Annotated in this window: 16 protein-coding genes; 13 read left to right on the top strand and 3 right to left on the bottom strand. The window is 38.7% G+C overall.

All coding sequences use genetic code 11. The annotated features are described in order from the left end of the window. Window positions 1-2 precede the first annotated feature (2 nt). From uvrA to CD31_RS08000, 5 genes are all read left to right on the top strand, one after another. Entirely contained in the window at window positions 3-2,870 is a 2,868-nt protein-coding gene (gene uvrA, locus CD31_RS08020; RefSeq protein WP_036076718.1) for an excinuclease ABC subunit UvrA, read from the top strand. A gap of 283 nt (window positions 2,871-3,153) precedes the next feature. Next, a complete protein-coding gene (locus tag CD31_RS08015) occupies window positions 3,154-4,341 on the top strand; it encodes a DUF4097 family beta strand repeat-containing protein (protein ID WP_036076716.1) in 1,188 nt (395 codons plus the stop codon). Window positions 4,342-4,585: 244 nt separating this feature from the next. After that, the gene (gene ftsE, locus CD31_RS08010) at window positions 4,586-5,272 is read left to right on the top strand and encodes a cell division ATP-binding protein FtsE (RefSeq protein WP_016991524.1); all 687 of its coding nucleotides are present in this window, start codon (window positions 4,586-4,588) and stop codon (window positions 5,270-5,272) included. After that, window positions 5,262-6,146, top strand: coding sequence for a permease-like cell division protein FtsX (gene ftsX, locus CD31_RS08005; RefSeq protein WP_016991523.1), 885 nt, complete (start codon window positions 5,262-5,264; stop codon window positions 6,144-6,146). Before ftsE ends, ftsX begins: the two co-directional genes overlap by 11 nt. A gap of 53 nt (window positions 6,147-6,199) precedes the next feature. Then, complete coding sequence (locus CD31_RS08000; protein WP_036076714.1) at window positions 6,200-7,510, top strand: murein hydrolase activator EnvC family protein; 1,311 nt, start codon at window positions 6,200-6,202, stop codon at window positions 7,508-7,510. Window positions 7,511-7,536: 26 nt separating this feature from the next. Here the strand turns inward: CD31_RS08000 and CD31_RS07995 are convergent, their stop codons facing one another. Further along, window positions 7,537-7,962, bottom strand: coding sequence for a hypothetical protein (locus CD31_RS07995; protein ID WP_244905059.1), 426 nt, complete (start codon window positions 7,960-7,962; stop codon window positions 7,537-7,539). 204 nt (window positions 7,963-8,166) lie between these two features. Here CD31_RS07995 and CD31_RS07990 point away from each other — a divergent pair, with 204 nt between their 5' ends. The 5 genes from CD31_RS07990 (at window position 8,167) to CD31_RS07970 (ending at window position 12,588) form a co-directional block, all read left to right on the top strand. Then, window positions 8,167-8,799, top strand: coding sequence for a hypothetical protein (locus CD31_RS07990; protein ID WP_036076712.1), 633 nt, complete (start codon window positions 8,167-8,169; stop codon window positions 8,797-8,799). Next, a complete protein-coding gene (locus CD31_RS07985) occupies window positions 8,796-9,383 on the top strand; it encodes a peroxiredoxin family protein (protein WP_036076709.1) in 588 nt (195 codons plus the stop codon). The genes CD31_RS07990 and CD31_RS07985 overlap by 4 nt, the downstream gene beginning before the upstream one ends. 237 nt (window positions 9,384-9,620) lie before the next feature. After that, window positions 9,621-11,063 (top strand): S41 family peptidase, encoded by a 1,443-nt coding sequence (locus CD31_RS07980; protein WP_016991518.1) that lies wholly within the window; start codon window positions 9,621-9,623, stop codon window positions 11,061-11,063. Window positions 11,064-11,185: 122 nt separating this feature from the next. Beyond that, a complete protein-coding gene (locus tag CD31_RS07975) occupies window positions 11,186-12,367 on the top strand; it encodes a PDZ domain-containing protein (RefSeq protein WP_036076706.1) in 1,182 nt (393 codons plus the stop codon). After that, entirely contained in the window at window positions 12,367-12,588 is a 222-nt protein-coding gene (locus CD31_RS07970) for a DUF2198 family protein (RefSeq protein WP_036076704.1), read from the top strand. The genes CD31_RS07975 and CD31_RS07970 overlap by 1 nt, the downstream gene beginning before the upstream one ends. 29 nt (window positions 12,589-12,617) lie before the next feature. On the opposite strand, the gene CD31_RS07965 is transcribed toward CD31_RS07970, so the two are convergent. After that, complete coding sequence (locus CD31_RS07965) at window positions 12,618-12,944, bottom strand: AzlD domain-containing protein (RefSeq protein ID WP_036076702.1); 327 nt, start codon at window positions 12,942-12,944, stop codon at window positions 12,618-12,620. Beyond that, complete coding sequence (locus CD31_RS07960) at window positions 12,941-13,675, bottom strand: AzlC family ABC transporter permease (protein ID WP_036076700.1); 735 nt, start codon at window positions 13,673-13,675, stop codon at window positions 12,941-12,943. Before CD31_RS07960 ends, CD31_RS07965 begins: the two co-directional genes overlap by 4 nt. 124 nt (window positions 13,676-13,799) lie before the next feature. Between CD31_RS07960 and CD31_RS07955 the strand changes: the two genes are divergently transcribed. From CD31_RS07955 to addB, 3 genes are all read left to right on the top strand, one after another. Then, window positions 13,800-14,351: a helix-turn-helix domain-containing protein gene (locus CD31_RS07955; protein WP_016992183.1), complete on the top strand. Its 552-nt coding sequence runs from the start codon at window positions 13,800-13,802 to the stop codon at window positions 14,349-14,351. Window positions 14,352-14,362: 11 nt separating this feature from the next. Next, window positions 14,363-15,001, top strand: a complete 639-nt coding sequence (locus CD31_RS07950; RefSeq protein WP_081977475.1) for a TVP38/TMEM64 family protein — start codon at window positions 14,363-14,365, stop codon at window positions 14,999-15,001. Between the two features lie 284 nt (window positions 15,002-15,285). Beyond that, on the top strand, window positions 15,286-18,795 hold the full coding sequence (gene addB / locus CD31_RS07945) for a helicase-exonuclease AddAB subunit AddB (RefSeq protein ID WP_036076698.1): 3,510 nt from the start codon (window positions 15,286-15,288) through the stop codon (window positions 18,793-18,795).

Raw genomic sequence — 18,795 nt, 5'->3', positions numbered from 1 at the left:
TTGTGAAAAATACTGAAATTGTCGTGCAAGGCGCACGTGCTCATAATTTAAAAAATATCAATGTCACAATTCCACGTGACCAATTAGTCGTTTTAACAGGATTATCAGGCTCTGGAAAGTCTTCTCTAGCATTTGACACAATTTATGCGGAGGGCCAACGTCGTTATGTTGAGTCCCTCTCCGCCTATGCCCGCCAATTTCTTGGACAAATGGATAAACCAGATGTCGATGCAATAGAAGGCTTGTCGCCTGCTATTTCCATTGACCAAAAAACAACTAGTCGTAACCCACGATCTACTGTCGGTACGGTAACGGAAATCTATGATTACCTACGTTTACTTTATGCACGTATTGGTAAACCGATTTGTCCAAATCATGGCATAGAAATCACTTCCCAAACGATTGAGCAAATGGTGGATCGTTTATTAACCTATCCTGAGAGAACTAAGATGCAGCTCCTTGCACCAATGGTTTCTGGACGTAAGGGTACCCATGTTAAACTACTAGAAGATTTAAAAAAGCAGGGGTTTGTTCGTGTACGAATTGATGGGGAATTGCGTGATTTAGATGATGCTATCGAACTTGATAAAAATAAAAAGCATTCCATCGAAGTAGTAGTGGACCGTGTTGTTATGAAGGAAGGTGTTGCAGCTCGTCTGAGTGATTCTTTAGAAACGGCTTTACGTCTGGCAGATGGACGTGTGCTTGTCGATGTGATGGAACATGAAGAGTTACTATTTAGTGAGCATCATGCCTGCCCATTATGTGGTTTTTCGATAGGTGAATTAGAGCCTCGTATGTTTTCATTTAATAGTCCATTCGGTGCTTGTCCAAGCTGTGATGGCTTAGGTTCGACACAAGAGGTGGATTTAGATTTAGTGGTACCTGATTGGGATCGTTCCTTGCTAGAGCATGCCATCGCACCATGGGAACCAACAAGTTCGCAGTACTACCCACAATTATTAAAAGCTGTATGTGATCATTACGATATTCCAATGGACGTGCCTGTGAAGGATTTGCCGAAGGAAAAGATGGATAAGGTTTTATATGGCTCTGGAAAAGACAAGATTCACTTCCATTATGAAAATGAGTTTGGCAATGTGCGAGATCAGATGATCGAATTTGAGGGTGTGGTGCGCAATGTTGAGCGTCGTTTTAAAGAGACAACATCCGATTATGTGCGTGAGCAGATGGAAAAATACATGGCACAGCAGGCTTGCCCTTCATGTAAAGGGTATCGTTTAAAACCTGAAACGTTAGCAGTGAAAGTAGCCGATAAGCATATTGGTGAGGTTACCCAATATTCGATTCAGGAAGCAGACACATTCTTCAAAGAGCTTGATCTCTCTGAAAAGGATATGCAAATTGCTCGATTAGTTTTACGAGAAATCGAAGAACGATTGGGCTTCCTTGTGAATGTTGGTTTAGACTATTTAACATTGAGTCGTGCAGCAGGTACATTATCTGGTGGAGAGGCGCAACGTATTCGACTTGCTACGCAAATTGGTTCACGATTAACGGGGGTCCTCTATATTTTAGATGAGCCTTCGATTGGTTTGCATCAGCGTGATAATGATCGGCTGATTAGCACGTTACAAAATATGCGTGACATAGGAAATACGCTAATAGTGGTAGAGCACGATGAAGATACGATGCTTGCAGCCGATTATCTCATCGATGTAGGACCTGGAGCAGGCGTTCATGGCGGGCAAATTGTGGCAGCAGGTACACCGCAGGAAGTTATGAATAATGAAAAATCTTTAACTGGACAATATTTAAGTGGTAGAAAGTTTATTCCTTTACCAATAGAAAGACGCCAACCAAATGGTCGAAAGCTCTCCATTAAAGGTGCCAAGGAAAATAATTTACGCAATGTTAAAGTAGATGTTCCACTAGGCTTATTTGTAGCAGTGACAGGTGTCTCTGGTTCAGGGAAATCGACACTGATTAATGAAATTTTATATAAATCTTTGGCACAGAAGCTGAATCGTTCAAAGGTTAAGCCTGGCGAGCATAAAGAAGTGACAGGCATCGATGAGCTTGAAAAAGTAATTGATATTGATCAATCGCCAATTGGGCGTACACCTCGTTCAAACCCAGCAACTTATACAGGTGTTTTTGATGATATTCGCGATGTTTTCGCAGCAACAAATGAAGCAAAGGTACGAGGCTACAAAAAAGGACGCTTTAGCTTTAATGTCAAGGGCGGTCGCTGTGAAGCATGTCGTGGCGACGGCATTATTAAAATTGAAATGCATTTCCTTCCAGATGTTTATGTACCATGTGAAGTATGTCACGGCAAACGGTATAACCGTGAAACACTTGAAGTGAAGTATAAAGATAAGAGTATTGCAGATATTCTCGATATGACGATTGAGAATGCAGTAGTGTTCTTTGAAAATATTCCAAAGATCCAGCGTAAGCTACAAACGATTGTTGATGTTGGTTTGGGCTATATGAAATTAGGTCAACCAGCCACAACCTTATCGGGTGGAGAGGCACAGCGTGTAAAACTAGCCTCTGAATTACATCGACGCTCAACAGGGAAATCCTTCTATATTTTAGATGAACCAACAACAGGATTACATGCCGATGATATTGCTCGTTTACTTGTCGTGTTGCAGCGTCTTGTTGAAAACGGTGATTCGGTATTAGTTATTGAGCATAACTTAGATGTGATTAAAACAGCTGATTATATCATCGACTTAGGTCCAGAAGGTGGAGACAAAGGTGGTACGATTGTTGCAACTGGTACACCTGAAGAGGTAGTAGAAGTAGCTGGCTCCTATACAGGCAAATACTTAAAACCAATCCTGGAACGTGATCGTATGAGAATGGATGCATTGCTAGCAGAAGCTTCTAAATCTTAATGGATTTACATTTGAACGGAAATGATCAATCTGGATTGAAGGATGATCTTAAAGTGGAGAAAGTCGCTTAATCCAGATTGAAAATGATCCAAAATGGGAAGAACCAGCTTAAACAGAGGCCGGAAGTGATCCAACTAATCTAAAAAACGAGCAATAAAATCTTCATAGGTAAAAGCCTGACGATGTTGTAATGAAAAGACCCAATTTATTCAATTTTGCAGTGAAACTTTTCACATGATGAATCGTATAAATAGTATAACGAACTGAGGGAGGCTATTTATTTATGCAAAATGAACGTCAACGAATTTTAGAACTTGTAGAAAAAGGAACAATTTCGGCACAAGAGGCGATTACATTATTAGAAGCATTAGAGCAACCTGGCAAGTCTACTCAACATGTTATGAATGATGTGTCAAAAGAGACGCAATCCTTTTCAAGTGAAAAAGAGCCATTATTTGAAGAAAAATCAAAAGATGGTGACAAGAAAAAAGATGATTTTATGAAATACTTCCAAGATGAAATGCAAGATTTTCGTAAGGATTTAACGCAAATCGGTTCTCTTTTTATGGATATGATGAATACGGCTGTTAAAAAAGTGAAGGAATTTGATGTTGCTTCTCCATTCGGAGATAAAATTGAATTTACCCATACAGAAGAAGTGGCTGCTGCCAATGTAGACAATATTATCGTTGAATTACCTAATGGTAACTTCTCATTGGAATCCGGTGAAGGCGATACTATTCAAGTGATCTGCAAGGTAAAGGCACCTTTGATGAACGATAGCGAAGAAGAAACTCGCAATCACTTTTTAGAGCAATTTGTTGTGAAAGAGGAAGCGCAATCACTTCGTATTTTGAGCCAATTAAAGCTTGTTCAAGTCAATGTGAAGGTGCTAGTACCTAAGGATAAGCTTGAAAAATTATCTGTGCGCCTAATGAATGGTAGTGTTTCATTACAGGATAAAGAATTTGAAGAATTAAAAGTGAAAACGTTAAACGGTGCCATTAAAGGAACGAAAATTAATTTCGGAAAAGCGGAAGTGGATTCTTCTAATGGCTCCATTGAATTAACGAATGTTCGAGGTAAGGATTTAGAGGCTGAGACATTGAATGGGCGTGTTTATTTGGATGGTGCTTTGGATGAAGTGGAAGCTAAGTCGGTTAATGGACATGTAGTCGTGACAACATGCTCGACAAATTCATCTAAAATTAAAGCTCAAACAGTCGCTGGAGCAGTGGAATTATATGTTCCACGAACAATTTCATTGAGCGGCAAAGTGGTCACAAATTTTGGTAAAGTGGATGTGGGTATCCAGGATGTTTCTAAAATGGAGTCACAAGATCAATTCCTATCCAAGGTAGTCCGCTTCGACAAAGAAGTTGAAAATGCGAATCGTTTATTCATCGAAGGCGAATCAAAAACAGGTGCTGTCTTAGTGCGCTACACAACAACAGATGAACAACAAATTTAACAGTAGGAGCATTCAAGTTAAAGCTTGAATGCTTTTTTTCTTGTCAAACAAGATTCGACCTTGCATAAAGAGGCGAATCTTGTTTTCATTTTTGTCATTTTCTTAAGGATAATGGCAAGGAAAGAACGAAATAGAAGGAACTGCCACGGATTGAAATGAAACTGTAATAAAAAAACAGAAATAGAGTGCTATAATGGTAAAAGAAATACCTCTTACATAGATGAGAGTTTTAGGTGGTTTAATCATGATAGAAATGAAAAATGTGACAAAGAAATACCCAAACGGTGTTGTTGCGACAAATGGTATTTCGGTTAATATAAAGCAAGGCGAATTTGTGTATGTAGTCGGTCCAAGTGGGGCAGGTAAGTCTACATTTATTAAATTGATGTACCGTGAAGAAAAGGCAACATCAGGACAAATTATTGTTAATGGTATTGATTTAGCAACTTTAAAGAATAAGAAGGTCCCTTTTTTGCGCCGTCAACTTGGTGTAGTTTTCCAGGACTTCAAATTATTACCTCGTTTGAACGTTTATGAGAATGTAGCGTTTGCGCTTGAAGTAATTGAAGAAAAGCCAGATGAAATTCGACGTAGAGTTATGGAAGTGTTAGAACTAGTTGGATTGAAGCATAAAGCAAGAATGTTTCCAAATGAGCTTTCAGGCGGAGAGCAGCAACGGGTATCGATTGCTCGTTCGATCGTCAATGTTCCAAAAGTGGTGATTGCAGACGAACCTACAGGGAACCTTGATCCTGAAACATCATGGGAAATCATGAATTTGTTTGAGGAAATTAATGCACGTGGGACAACGATTGTAATGGCGACCCATAACCGTGAAATTGTAAATACGATTCGTCGTCGTGTTATTGCAATTGAAGGCGGCTTAATTGTCCGTGATGAACACGGAGGTGAATACGGCTATGAAATTTAGTACAGTAAAGCGCCACTTCCGGGAAAGTATCAAATCACTTGGTCGAAATAGTTGGATGACCATTGCCTCTGTCAGTGCCGTAACCGTTACGCTCATTCTAGTAGGTGTTTTTGCGCTTATTATGATGAATTTAAATAAAGTAGCAACGGATTTAGAAAATGATGTCGAAATTAAAGTGTTAATTGATGAGACAGCAGATGAAGCTGCGGAAAAAGTTCTCATCGAAAAAGTCAAAAAATTGCCTGGTGTCTCCGAGATGACTTATTCCACTAAGGAAGATGAGTTAACCAAGCTAGTAAAAGACTTCGGTGATGATTTTAAACTCTTTGAACAAAGTAACCCATTACGTAATGTTATTTATGTAAAAGCTGCTGATCCACAGCAAACAGCAAAAGTTGCGAAAGCTATTGATAAATATGAGTATACATATGACGTGATGTATGGCGAAGGAAAAGTAGAAAAACTATTTAACTTCTTAAATATTAGTCGTAATGTAGGAATCGTACTTATTTTAGGGTTATTATTTACAGCAATTTTCTTAATTTCAAATACAATTCGTATAACGATTATAGCTCGTCGTGATGAAATAGAAATTATGAAACTTGTAGGGGCTACGAATTCATTTGTGCGTATCCCATTCCTATTAGAAGGCATGTGGCTTGGGATTTTAGGTTCTATTATTCCGATTGCGGTTGTCACAACCCTTTACCACAATATATATAAAATTATTGCTCCACGTTTACAAGGAGAGCTTGTTCAATTACTAGACTTTTCCCCACTTGTGTATCAGGTAAGCGGTCTTCTGTTACTCATTGGTGTTCTGATCGGTATTTGGGGAAGCTTCATGTCAGTACGTAAGTTTTTAAAAATTTAATCACAACGGATATTTGTGAAAAAGAAAAGAATAGTCGAAGGGGAGTTCAATCGGTGAAAAGTAAGGCGAAAAACACATTGAAAACACTTGCAGCTGCATCTGCTCTAATTCTTTTTATCCAAACTCCATCAGCATATGCAACAAGTTTATCGGATTTAAAAGAAGAAAAGAAACAAGTTGAAACAAAAAAGAATCAGTTAAATTCATCTATCAGCAATAAATCAAATGCAATTACAGCAAATCAAGAAAAGCAACAACAAATCTTAGATCAAATTCAAGCATTGAACGCTGAAATCGACAAAACTAATAGTAATATTAAAAAAGTACAAGCAGATATTCGGGCAACAAATGAGGAAATTAAAAAGTTAGAAGCGTCTATCGAAGAGCTTTTGCATAAAATTGAAGAGCGCGATTTATTGTTACAAGAACGTGCACGTGCGATTCAAGCAGGGGGCTCTGTTAGTTATTTAGATGTATTGCTTGGCTCTAATAGTTTTGTAGACTTTATTGATCGTTTCTCTGCAGTTAATGCATTATTGGAAGCGGATCGTCAAATTATTCAAGATCAAAAAGATGATAAACAAAAATTAGAAGAGCAAAAGCAAATTGTAGAAGAGAAGCGTAAAAACTTAGAAGATAAAAAAGCTGAGCTTGAACGATTAAAAGCATCATTAGATAGTCAAAAAGCTGAGAAAAATAAACTAGTCGATCAATTAGAAAAAGAGCAAGAAAAGCTGAAATCAGAAAAAGTATTACTTGAAAAAGAGTACTCAGAGGCTTTAGAAGTAAGTCAGGAATTGCAAGATCAAATTATTGCTGAACAAAATCGTTTGGCTGAAATTGCGCGTCAACAAGAGGCGAAACGTAAAGCAGCCGCAGCGGCCGCGGCAGCAGCTGCTGCTGCTAACAATGGTGGCGGATCATCTGGTGGTACAGTCCATGCACCTCAATCAAACGGAACATGGATTAAACCAACGAATGGTCGCTTAACATCACCATATGGTTGGCGAAATCTTGGAGCAGGACCTGAATTCCATTATGGTGTCGATCTTGCAAATGCAACAGGAACACCAATATGGGCAGCAGCAGATGGGGTTGTTTCTTACGCAGCCCCACTTAGTTCGTATGGTAATGTTGTCATTGTGACGCACTCAATCGATGGACAAATTTATACAACCGTTTATGCACATTTAAGTGCATTTAATGTTAGTGTAGGACAAGAAGTAACACAAGGTCAGCAAATAGCAGCGATGGGTAGTACAGGTCGCTCTACTGGCCCACACTTACACTTCGAAGTGCATATTGGACCTTGGAAAGGACAAGCAGTCGGCAGTGTTAATCCACTGAAATATATTCCATTGTAAACATAAAAGCTATACACTAGCGTTTTCTAGTGTATAGCTTTTAATATTTCATCGAATGTTTCACCATTCACCAGTTTATAGGTTTGCCCATCTATCGCCAATAAGCCATTATTGTAGAAAAATATTTTTAATGTATGGTCATAGTAAGTAATGTCCAATTGATAGACAACATCAGCTTTTTTGTTATTTAATAAGGTTCTTTTTACTTCCCAAGTACTTAAGGCTAAACGCATATCCTCTAATCGTGGATCGTCACGATTGATAATAGCCAAGCTTTTATTGGTACCATTGCCAACTTCCCAAATTGTCATCTTATTTACTATTTCTTCAAGATCCTTATTAGGGAAAAAATCTTGTAGCAAATTCTTCGTTTGATACTCTGAATACAGCATCAGAATACTAATGCCGAGAAAAATGGCGGCAATCCATAGTATAAGTCGCTTTGAAAGCATATCTCCCTCTCCCCTTTTATCATTTTACGAAATATTCCAATGAAAGTTTCATCGCTATTATAAGATTCTAATTAATGTTATGATGAATATATACATAGTGGGGTATTTTTATTGTTGTTATTTCTGAAGATTTTCTTAAAACAATGTGAAATATTCTTTTTTAAAAAGGTTCTATGCTATGCTTTCGGAGGAGGATTCGTTGGAATGATAAATACAGAGTGGTACTCGATCCGAACATTAACTTTACCAGCTACCGCAGTCGCTTTACTTATTACTTTTTTTATTGTGTGGCTGATCCTGCGCTTACAATTTTCTAAAAGGTTGTCTGAGTTATATAGTGACGCCATTTTCACGTTTATTATTGTTTGGAAGTTAAGTTTGCTTGTAACAGATTTCAGAACGGTTATAAGCAATCCAATCACATTGCTTTATTTTAATGGCGGAACATTGGGTGTTTATCTTGGTGTTATCGTAGCATCCTTACAAATATGGAGAAAGCGACAGCGTCTACAGCTTGAGGAACAAGAGATGCTAGCTGGTAGCTGGGCTATTATTTTAACCCAATCCATTTATCAAATGCTTGCTGTGCTACTTAATGACAATAACACATCGAGTGAAGTTATAACATTAGCTGTGCTAAGTGTGGTCACACTCCTCATATTATGGAAACTAATAGCAGTGAAACAAGCTTTATTACTCTATACATTAAGCTATTTGATAGTGGCTTTCTTACAGCCACTTGGTATATGGCAAACAGCTGTGGCTGTTAGTTTAATACTACTTAGTTTGGGTTTAATCATTCAGCATGAACGAATCAATGTGGGAGGTAAGAAATGAAAAAAAATATTGGGCTGCTGATCGTTGTGCTATTAGTGGTTGCGATGATTGGTACATATGTAAAACAACAAATTGACGAAGAACGTGCCATTGATAAATCGGCTCTAGGTAAGGATATGGAGGAGTCAGAAACCGGCTTAGGTAAAGGCAATATACCGCCTGATTTCACCTTAACAAGCTTAGACGGGGAAGATATCACATTAAGTGATCTTCGTGGAAAAAAAGTTGTTTTAAATTTCTGGGCGACATGGTGCCCACCTTGTAAGGCGGAAATGCCACATATGCAAAGCTTCTATGATGAGTATGCAAAAGAGAAAAACGTTGAAATTATTGCGGTCAATTTAACAGATGCTGAACGTGATGTGACCGCTGATGCCAAAGTGGATACAGTGATGACATTTAGAGATAGCTTTGAGCTAACGTTCCCCATTTTACTGGACCCAGCCAATGAAGCTGGCTTAAATTATCAAGTCATCACAATTCCAACCACTTATTTTATTGATTCCAACGGCTACATTCAACGCGCCATCAGAGGACCAATGGATGTGGATATGTTAAATGATTATGTAGATGCACTAGATTGATTCATAAAAATCTGCTCGTTTTCTATAGTAGAAACGAGCAGATTTTTTTATTTTCTATGAAGTCAAGTTGAGTCGCGGAAGCATGTTGAATACCCTCGAAACCAAGGTACATTCCTGCGAATCAGCAATCATCATGCATGTGTAAAGTGAAATATTCTCTCTTTATAATTTTGAAAGGTAATTTTGTATGTTTGAAAAAATAGAGTCATACAGTAAAAGAGACGGAGGAGGGAAGATTTGCGCAAATTAACAGCCGGTGTCGGAGTCCTACTTAGTAGTTTGGTGGTGGGCAGTGGTATTTACTTTGATTGGTTTAATATTGGCGATAAAAAGGAGCCTGTTACGGAGGTTGATACTATTGGTGAGGCTATGACACTCATTGAAGAGAAATCAGTATATAGTACAAAAAAGGATGCATTGGTGGAGGGGGCTCTTCGTGGTATGGCTGATGCCATTAAAGATCCTTATAGCACGTATTACTCCAAGGAAGAGGCTGAGCAACATCGGCAAATGTTGGCTGAGGAACGAGTAGGCATCGGTATTGAACTGACGGAAAATAAAGGAAAGTTTATCGTTGTGTCACCTGTTCGTTCATCCCCAGCAGAGAAAGCAGGGATGCGTTCACTCGATGAAATTGTACAAGTTGATGGGGTACGAATAGATGGAAAAACGATGAGTGAATTAATGCATTTAATTCAAGGTGAAAAGGGAACGAAAGTAACCATTGTTGTCTATCGTCCAAGTGAAGATAAGCATATTAAGATGACGATGGAGCGCGCAGCCATTTCTAATAAAACGGTTACCAGTGAGGTTGTGAAGGTAGAAGATACAGCTATTGGCTATGTGGTGATCTCCTTATTCGGTGAAAAAACCGCTAATGAATGGGTGGCTGAAACGAGTAAATTACTTCGTAAAGATGTGGAAGGAATTGTAATCGATGTACGGGATAATCCAGGTGGTTATTTACATAGCGTCGCAGCGCTACTGAGCACAGTATTGGACAATGGCAAAGTATTTGCATATATGCAAAATGCGGAAGGTGCTATGGAACCATTAAAAACACAAACAAAAGGCTTCGATCAAAAATATATAGAAACGATGAATAAAATTCCCATTGTTGTGTTACAAAATCAAGGTAGTGCATCTGCTAGTGAAGTATTAAGCGGTGCTTTAAAAGGCTGGGGACGCGCTTCACTTGTTGGGGTTAAGAGCTTTGGAAAAGGGACTGTACAAGAATCTTGGGAGCTTTCCAATGGTGGGGAGCTTAAATTATCAACCAATAAATGGCTAACACCAAAGCGCGAATGGATTCATGGGCAGGGCATTGAAGCCAGTTTAATGATCGAGCAAAATGAATTATTTGCTTTTCAACTTCATCCACTAACAGGTAAGTTTAAAGTGGGCGATATGAGTGAAGAGATTTCCTATTCACAAAATGCCTTACAGAAACTAGGTTATCAAATCGATCGTTTAGATGGCTATATGGATGAAACGACTGCAGAGGCCGTTAACCTTTATCGTAAACAGAAAAAATTAAAGCTAGCAGAAGATGAATTTTATATGGATACGACTTTCTTTAATAGTTTAAACGAAACATTAAAGGATTTTAAAGCTGATCGTCAAAATGACCAGCAATTCCAAATGGCCACTAGTTTTTTACTGCATACGATTGAACAATAAAACTTACTGACAGAACAAAAATACCATAATACAAAGCTTTCTATGAGTTTGTACTACGCAAGCGTGTAGTCCTTTGATACAATAAATTCATAGTATTCAAGATAGAAATGGCGGGTGTTCGTATGGTTAGTGAGATATTAATAGAAATAGTAACAGCGATTGGCCGCTTTTTACTCAACCCATTACTGTATATAGTCATAATATTTGCTATTATTTTAGGTTATCGTCGAGTAAAACAGGAGCGTAAATACTTTAATAGACGTATTATTTGGGGCTGGACGGAGTTAATCGGACAATGGAAAGATGGGTGGCTCTATGCACTAATTATTTCTGTCATTAGTATTGGAGCAGGTCTAACTGTCCCAAAGGAATTTTTAATCATTTTAACGGCAGTTTCTATAGTGGCACTTATCTTATTTGTCATGAATGCAATGTCACCTATTTTGACAATGGGGATTGCCACACTTTCCATATGGGGTATGTCCTATTACAATTGGTCATTTTCCTGGTGGAAAATTTCATTAGGTGCTGTCCAATTAGAGAATGGCGCAATTGTGACAATTACCATTCTTGCGGGCCTTTGTGTCATTGCAGAAGGGTTATTAATTCGACGTATGGCGATGAAGGTGTCAACACCGTGTATTGAGAAAACGAAGAGGGGTATGCAGGCAATTGTCTATCGTTCAAGAAATGTGTGGGTATTACCTATTTTCTTTGTTATTCCTGGTGAGGCGATTTCGGCGATGTTCCCATATTGGCCTCAGTTTACGATAGGTCATAATAGCTTTGCGCTTGTGTTATTTCCACTTGTCATTGGCTTTACTAAACTGACAAGAAAGGAATTACCAGCATTAATGTATCCAAAAATTGGCCGACCTGTCTTTTTACTAGGACAGCTTATTTTAATAGGAGGATTGGCTGCATATTTTGAGCCAGTGATTGGGTTCATTACACTTGCTGTTGGTGTAATTATCCGTATTATAATTGCTATCTACTTTGCACAGCAGGAAAAAACAGATCATTATGCAGTAGCGCCGAGTACCAAGGGTGCTATTATTGCAGCCGTTCTTCCTGATTCACCTGCTGAGAAAATGGGCTTACTTGCTGGGGAATGTATTCGCAAGGTAAATGGTGTGTCAATTTTTACAGAAAATGAGTTATACGAGGCACTGCAATTAAATGCAGCTCATTGTCGTCTAGAGGTTTTAGACCGAAACAATGAATTACGTTTAACGCAACATGTGATTTATAGTAATGATCATTACCGTATTGGACTATTATTAGCTGAGCCGAGGGAAGTATAATGGACGTTTTTGGGAAAATGATGTTAGCATTATTCATACCAGCTATATTGGTATTATTATTCACCAGAATTACCTATAATCGCTATGTTGCATTGATATTAGCGATTGCACTTATTGCTGCCTCAGTATATGCAGGCTATACATCCCCACCTATTATTTTCGTTATTGATGCATTTTCATTAACAGTAGGCTTTTGGCTAGCAAGTAAAATGAATAAATAAGAAAGGTCAGTCCAGGGGGACTGACCTTTTTACATGAAAAATCGCACAGCTGCCATAATGATTACTCCTGCAACTACTGTAATCGATAAGCTTTTTGTGACAAGGGCAATAATAAGTGTAGGAACAAATGTAATAAAGACTTGCCAATCAAGTGACACTACTTTGCCGCTTTCAGTGTCTATTAAATTTTCAATGACAAGAGCACTTAATATACAAACAGGAATAAAACTAAGCCATTTTAGCACAACATCAGGTAGTGTTACACTACGCACAAAAATAAATGGAATGACACGTGGTAGCCATGTTACAAGTGCGCAGCCAATAATAAGCCAGACCATATAAGAAGTTGTTGTCATTTATCTGTCACCACCCCAATTGTTGCGACAATCACGGTAGCCAGAAGCACAGCCACATGTGAAGGGACTACATAAGAAAGACCGTACATAATAACCGCCATATAGCCGATTAATTTGATATATTGCATGATTTTACTTTTGCCAACGCTGCTCAATTGCAAAACTAAAAGTGCAACAAACATGGCAATCAAGGCAAAATCTAAGCCCCATTTTTCAGGATTTGCTACCCACTGTCCTAAAAAGGCACCTGTAACACAGGAAAGAATCCAGAAGATGTAGGCTGTTAAGTTTAACCCATCCATCCATTTACCGTATAATTTACCTGTTTGCATTTGCTTTGTTACGGCTACCCCAAAGGTTTCATCCGTTAATAATGTACCGAAGCCTACATTTCTAAGCATGGAATAACGCGTAAAATGAGGTGCTAATGTTAAACTCATTAATAAATGGCGTAAATTCACTACAAAAATGGTTACAATGATAGCAGAGGCAGGGCTACTTGTTAAAAGAAGTGCACAAAAAATAAATTGTGCAGAGCCTGCGTAAATCAATATCGTTAATAGTGCGATTTCAAGGACAGATAACCCTGAAGCGGAACCTACAACCCCAAATGCTAGTCCTATACTAATATAACCGAGTAATGTAGGTACACAATCTTTCACGCCTTGTAAAAAACTGTCGTTGGAAGAGCTTGTTGCATCACCGTGTTGAAGCTCTGTTGTACTTGTCATAAATAGGTCATCCTTTCTTAATAATTTCCATGTATACTATTGATGGAATTGTTTGATAGTTCTTAATGTTTATTAAAGTATACATATGTCTGATAAAATAAACAATAGAAATTGGTGAGTAAAAATGGAACAAATGAGTCGAAATTTAGCATTTCAATTAAAGAAAATTAGACAGCAACGTCATTTAAGTCTTGATGATGTGGCCAAAGCGACAGGTGTCAGTAAAGCACAGCTTGCACAAATTGAAAAGGGTGAGGCCAATCCGACTGTTTCAACAATTTGGAAAATTGCTGCGGGTATGCGTATATCGTTCTCTTCATTATTACAGCCGCCAACTGCCCATTACATGCGTTATAGCAGTAAAGATGTACCACATGTCGATGAGGATGAGGGTCGCTATCGTGTTTACTCCATTATTCCGTATAATCCGGAGCGAGGCTGGGAGTTTTATAAGGTTGAAATGGAGCCCGGGGCTGTTAGTAGGAGTGAAGCCCATACAGAAGGGGTAGAGGAAACTGTAATGGTCATTAAAGGACAAGCAGTTATTTCTGCTGGAGACATGCATGAATTACTGGATGAAGGGGACACACTAGTATTCTCAGGGCATCAGCCCCATGAATATCGCAATACTTCAGAAGGATTAACAATTTTTCATTTAATTTTACAGTATAAATAGAGGTGTCGATGTTGAGTGAATGGTTTACTGTAGAAAATATTGAACAGGTTGCGGCACAGTATCGAACGTTTGGCCCAATCATTGGTTTACTGCTCCCCTTTTTAGAGGCATTTTTACCATTCTTACCATTAGTTGTATTCGTTGTAGCGAATGCGAGTGCATTTGGCTTATGGTTAGGATTTTTATTATCTTGGCTAGGCTCTGTAGCGGGCTCCTATGCGGTTTTCTTACTTGTGCGTCATTTTGGCAAGCATCCACGACTACAATTTTTAACAGGTAGTAAAAAAGTACAGAAGCTTATTAAATGGGTGGATATGAATGGCATCAGCCCTTTGTTTGTCCTCCTCTGTTTCCCTTTTACACCATCTGTTATTGTCAATATTGTAGCGGGATTGTCACATATCCATAAAAAATTTTACTTGATCGTTTTACTTGCAGGAAAGTTTGTCATGATTTTAGGTATGAGTGTATTGGGCTATGATCTAAAATCACTCTTGACAAGTCCAGTGAGATTGATAATTGCAGCTGTGGCCATTGTTATTTTGTGGTGGGTCGGTAAGTTGATAGAGAAGCGTTTGAATGCCCGTGTAGAAAGAGATTTAAAACAAGCGCGAAATTTGACGAAAAAGCAGGACCACCATGCCAGTTAAGTAAGGTATCTGTAGCCTCTTCATTATCTGAAGAGGCTGCTTTTTTGTGTTATAAAATTAACCTATTTATAGGTAGGTGAAGGTAGATAGATAGTATTTACTAGCTTTTTTCGATAGAATTTAAGCTAGATGATTTATGTTGTTATTGGTGGCTGGGGAAACTACTCCAAAATAGATGAGAAGTGAACAATCTACTGAAAGAATCGCTCAAATAAGACTACAAATATTAATTTCATTAAAAAAGACATCCGCACACAGCAAGTTAATGAGGAGGGAGAAAATACATGGCATTGCGTATTGTTTCGGGACGTTCGGGAACAGGGAAATCGGCATTTATTCATCAGGAAATTGTTGAGCAATTAAAGACAGATCCATTGGGGCATCCGATTTTCATTATCGTGCCTGACCAGATGTCTTATTCTACGGAATATGAGCTGACGAATAAGCATGGTTTACAAGGCTTGATTCGAGCGCAGGTGATGACGTTTAAACGTTTAGCATGGTTGGTCTTACAGGAAACGGGCGGTATTGCTCGTAAAGAAGTGAATGGCTATGGCTATCGAATGCTTATTCGTAAACTTTTGGAGGAACAAAAAAGCGAGTTTTCCTTATTTCGACAAGCTGCAGGAAAACGTGGCTTTACAGAGGAAATTGAAACCCTTTTAAAAGAATTTAGTCGCTATAGCGTCAATAGCTCAGTCTTGGCAGAGGTAACAGAATCTTTGAAGGCAATCGAGGCACCAAATACCTTGCAGGCGAAAGCGAATGATTTACATGTCGTTTTGCAGGCATTAGAGGAACGACTTGGTACGTCATATGTTGACAGTGAGGGCTATTATCCGATTTTAACGGAGCAATTGAAGTATGCTGAAACGATGAAGCAAGCGACCATTTATATTGATGGATTTACCGCTTTCACTGTGCGAGAGTTAGAACTGGTTCGTGAGTTGTTAAAGGTGACCAAACAAGTAACTGTCGTCCTTCCCTTTGATCATATCGATGAAGCCTTTGATGAACAGGCACTATTCCATGAAGCAGCCTTAACAAATCAACGACTTCATGATATGGCAAAAGAAGAGGGCATTGATGTTGAATTACCATTACATTTTTATAAGACACAAAGATTTCATTCTGAGGATTTACAGCATGTAGAGGCAAAGTTTGCTGATTTGGAGCCTCAAACGAAAAAAACCTCAGGAGACGTAAAGGTACTTGAAGCTTCAAATCGTCGAGCAGAGGTACATGCGATTGCCCGGGAAATAACAAAACTGACAAGGGAAGACGGTTTTCGCTATCAGGATATCGTACTTTTGTATAGACAAGCAGATCTCTATGATCCGCTCATTACAAGTATTTTCCAACAATATGAAATCCCTATTTTTACAAATACAAAAAAGACGATGTTACATCATCCATTAATAGAACTAAGTCGTTCAGCCTTGGAGGTTATGACCTCGAATTGGAAATATGAGCCTGTTTTTCGTAGTGTGAAAACAGATTTATTTTTCCCTTTACAAGCGGAGCTAACGATTTGGCGTGAGCGAGCAGATCGATTAGAGAATTATTGCTTGGCACAAGGAATCTATGGGGAACGATGGTTTGAGGAGGCACGTTGGTTTTATAAAAAGTATCGCGGTTTAGAATTCCATTCTCGTGTACAAACAGACGAAGAGCGTGCAATGCAGGCAGAAATCGAGGCTATTCGGGATGAAATTTGCCAACCCCTAAAACTTTTACAAGATAAGCTTGATAACGCGAAGAATGGCAGAGATATTGCGACTGCTTTATTTGAACTTGTAGAGTCATTACAGGTATATGATAAACTGCAAGCAATGAAAGATCGTGAGCTAGAGCGCGGTGATGCATTAGCAGCAAGTGAACATGAACAAGCTTGGAATGAATGGGTTGCTGTTCTTGACCAATTCGTTTATATGTTTGGTGAGCAGGAGATGACTGTAGAGGAAGCAGCTAAAATTCTTGATGAAGGTTTTGATACATTAGAATTTTCAAGAATTCCGCCAACTCTTGATGAGGTAATGGTGGCTACTGTTGATTTAGCCCGTTTATCCAATATCAAAGTTGCTTTTGTAATAGGGATGAATGACGGTGTTTATCCAACTCGGATGGAGTATGAGGGCTTGTTGTCAGATATCGAACGTGAATGGTTTAGTCAAATTGGCTATGAGCTTGCTCCTACCTCTACTAATCGTTTATTACAGGAAAATTTCTTGTTCTATCGCGCTATTACAACGCCATCTAACAAATTGTATATGACCTATCCTACGGCGGATGAGGAAGGCAAGGCACTTCTAGCCTCACTTTATATTAAGAAAATAATAGGAAATGACAAAAAGGCTGGCTTATTAAGTGGTGTTTCGATAGAACGAGTGGTAGTCGATCCGATTGAATTACTAGATGGGAATGTTTTACCATATTTACGCCATCCAAGGACTGCATTGGCACATCTAATGGTACAGCTACGTCAGGCTGAGCATAGCCGTGAACTAGCGCCAGAATGGCTAGCTTTACAAAGATTTTATACACAAGATCCGTATTGGGCACTCATTTTCGAGCGCGTACTTTATCCAATTACCCATAAAAATGAGGCTGAACCACTTGAAACCTATATTACACAGGAATTATATGGTCAGAAGCTAACATCCAGTGTGTCGCGAATTGAGAAATACTTCAGATGTCCTTTTTCTCATTTCACTACATATGGCCTACGTCTAGAGGAACGAGCTGAGTATCGTCTAGAAACGTTTGCAATGGGTGACTTATTCCATGAGGCATTAAAGTGGATTACAGAGGAAACACATCGCCAGCAATTGTCTTGGATTCGTTTAACAACAAAGCAAATTAAACAATTAGCACGGCAAGCAGTAGAACAAATTGTTCCAGTCTTTTCCCATCAAATCCTATTATCCAGTGCCCGTTATCGCTATATTCAGCGTAAGCTAATTCGAATTGTGGAGCGTACAATGACGGCATTGACACAGCATGCACATGTATCACACTTCAAACCAATTGCGATTGAGGCGTCATTTGGTCCTGGACAACATGAACAACTACCACCATTAGAGATTGATTTAACAGGTGGCAAGAAAATGTTTATGCGTGGACGTATTGATAGGGTGGATAGTGCAACGATAGATGACCGCTCTTATTTGCGGATTGTTGACTATAAATCCTCGGCTCGTGACCTTGATCTAAATGAGGTTTATTATGGATTATCCTTACAGGTCCTAACATATTTAGATGTGGCAATGGAAAATAGCTCTTACTGGCTATCAGGTGAAGCAGAGCCAGCAGGGGTACTGTATGTCCATGTCCATAATCCAATGCTAAAGCTGGATAAGGATTTGACGGACAGTGAAATTGAAGAGGATCGTTTAAAGCAGTATAAAATGAAAGGTTTACTATCTGAAAATGCTGAAGCGATCTTATCGATGGACGAGCAATTGGAAGAAAGTAGCGGGCATTCAAAAGTCATTCCTGTCTATATGAAAAAAGATGGGACTCCGTCTGAATCACAATCGCGTATAGTTCCTGTTAATGATATGAAAAAGTTACAACATTTCGTTCGTCGTAAACATCAGGAGGCAGGGAATGGTATCTTATCTGGTGATACGGCCATTAGCCCCTATAAATTAAAAGCGAAAACGGCATGTGATTATTGTCAATTTGCTGCGGTTTGCCAATTTGATCCATCAGATGGTAAACAAGGCTATCGTCAATTAATGCAAGCAAAGCCGAATGATATAGTCGATAAAATTCGGAAGGAGATTGAATAG

It is taken from the genome of Lysinibacillus boronitolerans JCM 21713 = 10a = NBRC 103108 (assembly GCF_000772935.1).
GTDB classification, from domain to species: domain Bacteria; phylum Bacillota; class Bacilli; order Bacillales_A; family Planococcaceae; genus Lysinibacillus; species Lysinibacillus boronitolerans.
The sequence above is the reverse complement of the archived record's forward strand: the minus strand, read 5'-3'. Positions and strand labels throughout refer to the sequence as shown.

What these genes read in the sequence shown, in the direction of transcription:
- CD31_RS07955 (WP_016992183.1), top strand. Translation starts at nt 13,800, where the DNA reads ATGGAACAAATGAGTCGAAATTTAGCATTTCAATTAAAGAAAATTAGA.
- CD31_RS07975 (WP_036076706.1), top strand. Translation starts at nt 11,186, where the DNA reads ATGGTTAGTGAGATATTAATAGAAATAGTAACAGCGATTGGCCGCTTT.
- CD31_RS07965 (WP_036076702.1), bottom strand. Translation starts at nt 12,944, where the DNA reads ATGACAACAACTTCTTATATGGTCTGGCTTATTATTGGCTGCGCACTT.
- CD31_RS07990 (WP_036076712.1), top strand. Translation starts at nt 8,167, where the DNA reads ATGATAAATACAGAGTGGTACTCGATCCGAACATTAACTTTACCAGCT.
- CD31_RS07960 (WP_036076700.1), bottom strand. Translation starts at nt 13,675, where the DNA reads ATGACAAGTACAACAGAGCTTCAACACGGTGATGCAACAAGCTCTTCC.
- CD31_RS08015 (WP_036076716.1), top strand. Translation starts at nt 3,154, where the DNA reads ATGCAAAATGAACGTCAACGAATTTTAGAACTTGTAGAAAAAGGAACA.
- addB (WP_036076698.1), top strand. Translation starts at nt 15,286, where the DNA reads ATGGCATTGCGTATTGTTTCGGGACGTTCGGGAACAGGGAAATCGGCA.
- CD31_RS07970 (WP_036076704.1), top strand. Translation starts at nt 12,367, where the DNA reads ATGGACGTTTTTGGGAAAATGATGTTAGCATTATTCATACCAGCTATA.
- CD31_RS07985 (WP_036076709.1), top strand. Translation starts at nt 8,796, where the DNA reads ATGAAAAAAAATATTGGGCTGCTGATCGTTGTGCTATTAGTGGTTGCG.
- ftsX (WP_016991523.1), top strand. Translation starts at nt 5,262, where the DNA reads ATGAAATTTAGTACAGTAAAGCGCCACTTCCGGGAAAGTATCAAATCA.
- CD31_RS07995 (WP_244905059.1), bottom strand. Translation starts at nt 7,962, where the DNA reads ATGCTTTCAAAGCGACTTATACTATGGATTGCCGCCATTTTTCTCGGC.
- ftsE (WP_016991524.1), top strand. Translation starts at nt 4,586, where the DNA reads ATGATAGAAATGAAAAATGTGACAAAGAAATACCCAAACGGTGTTGTT.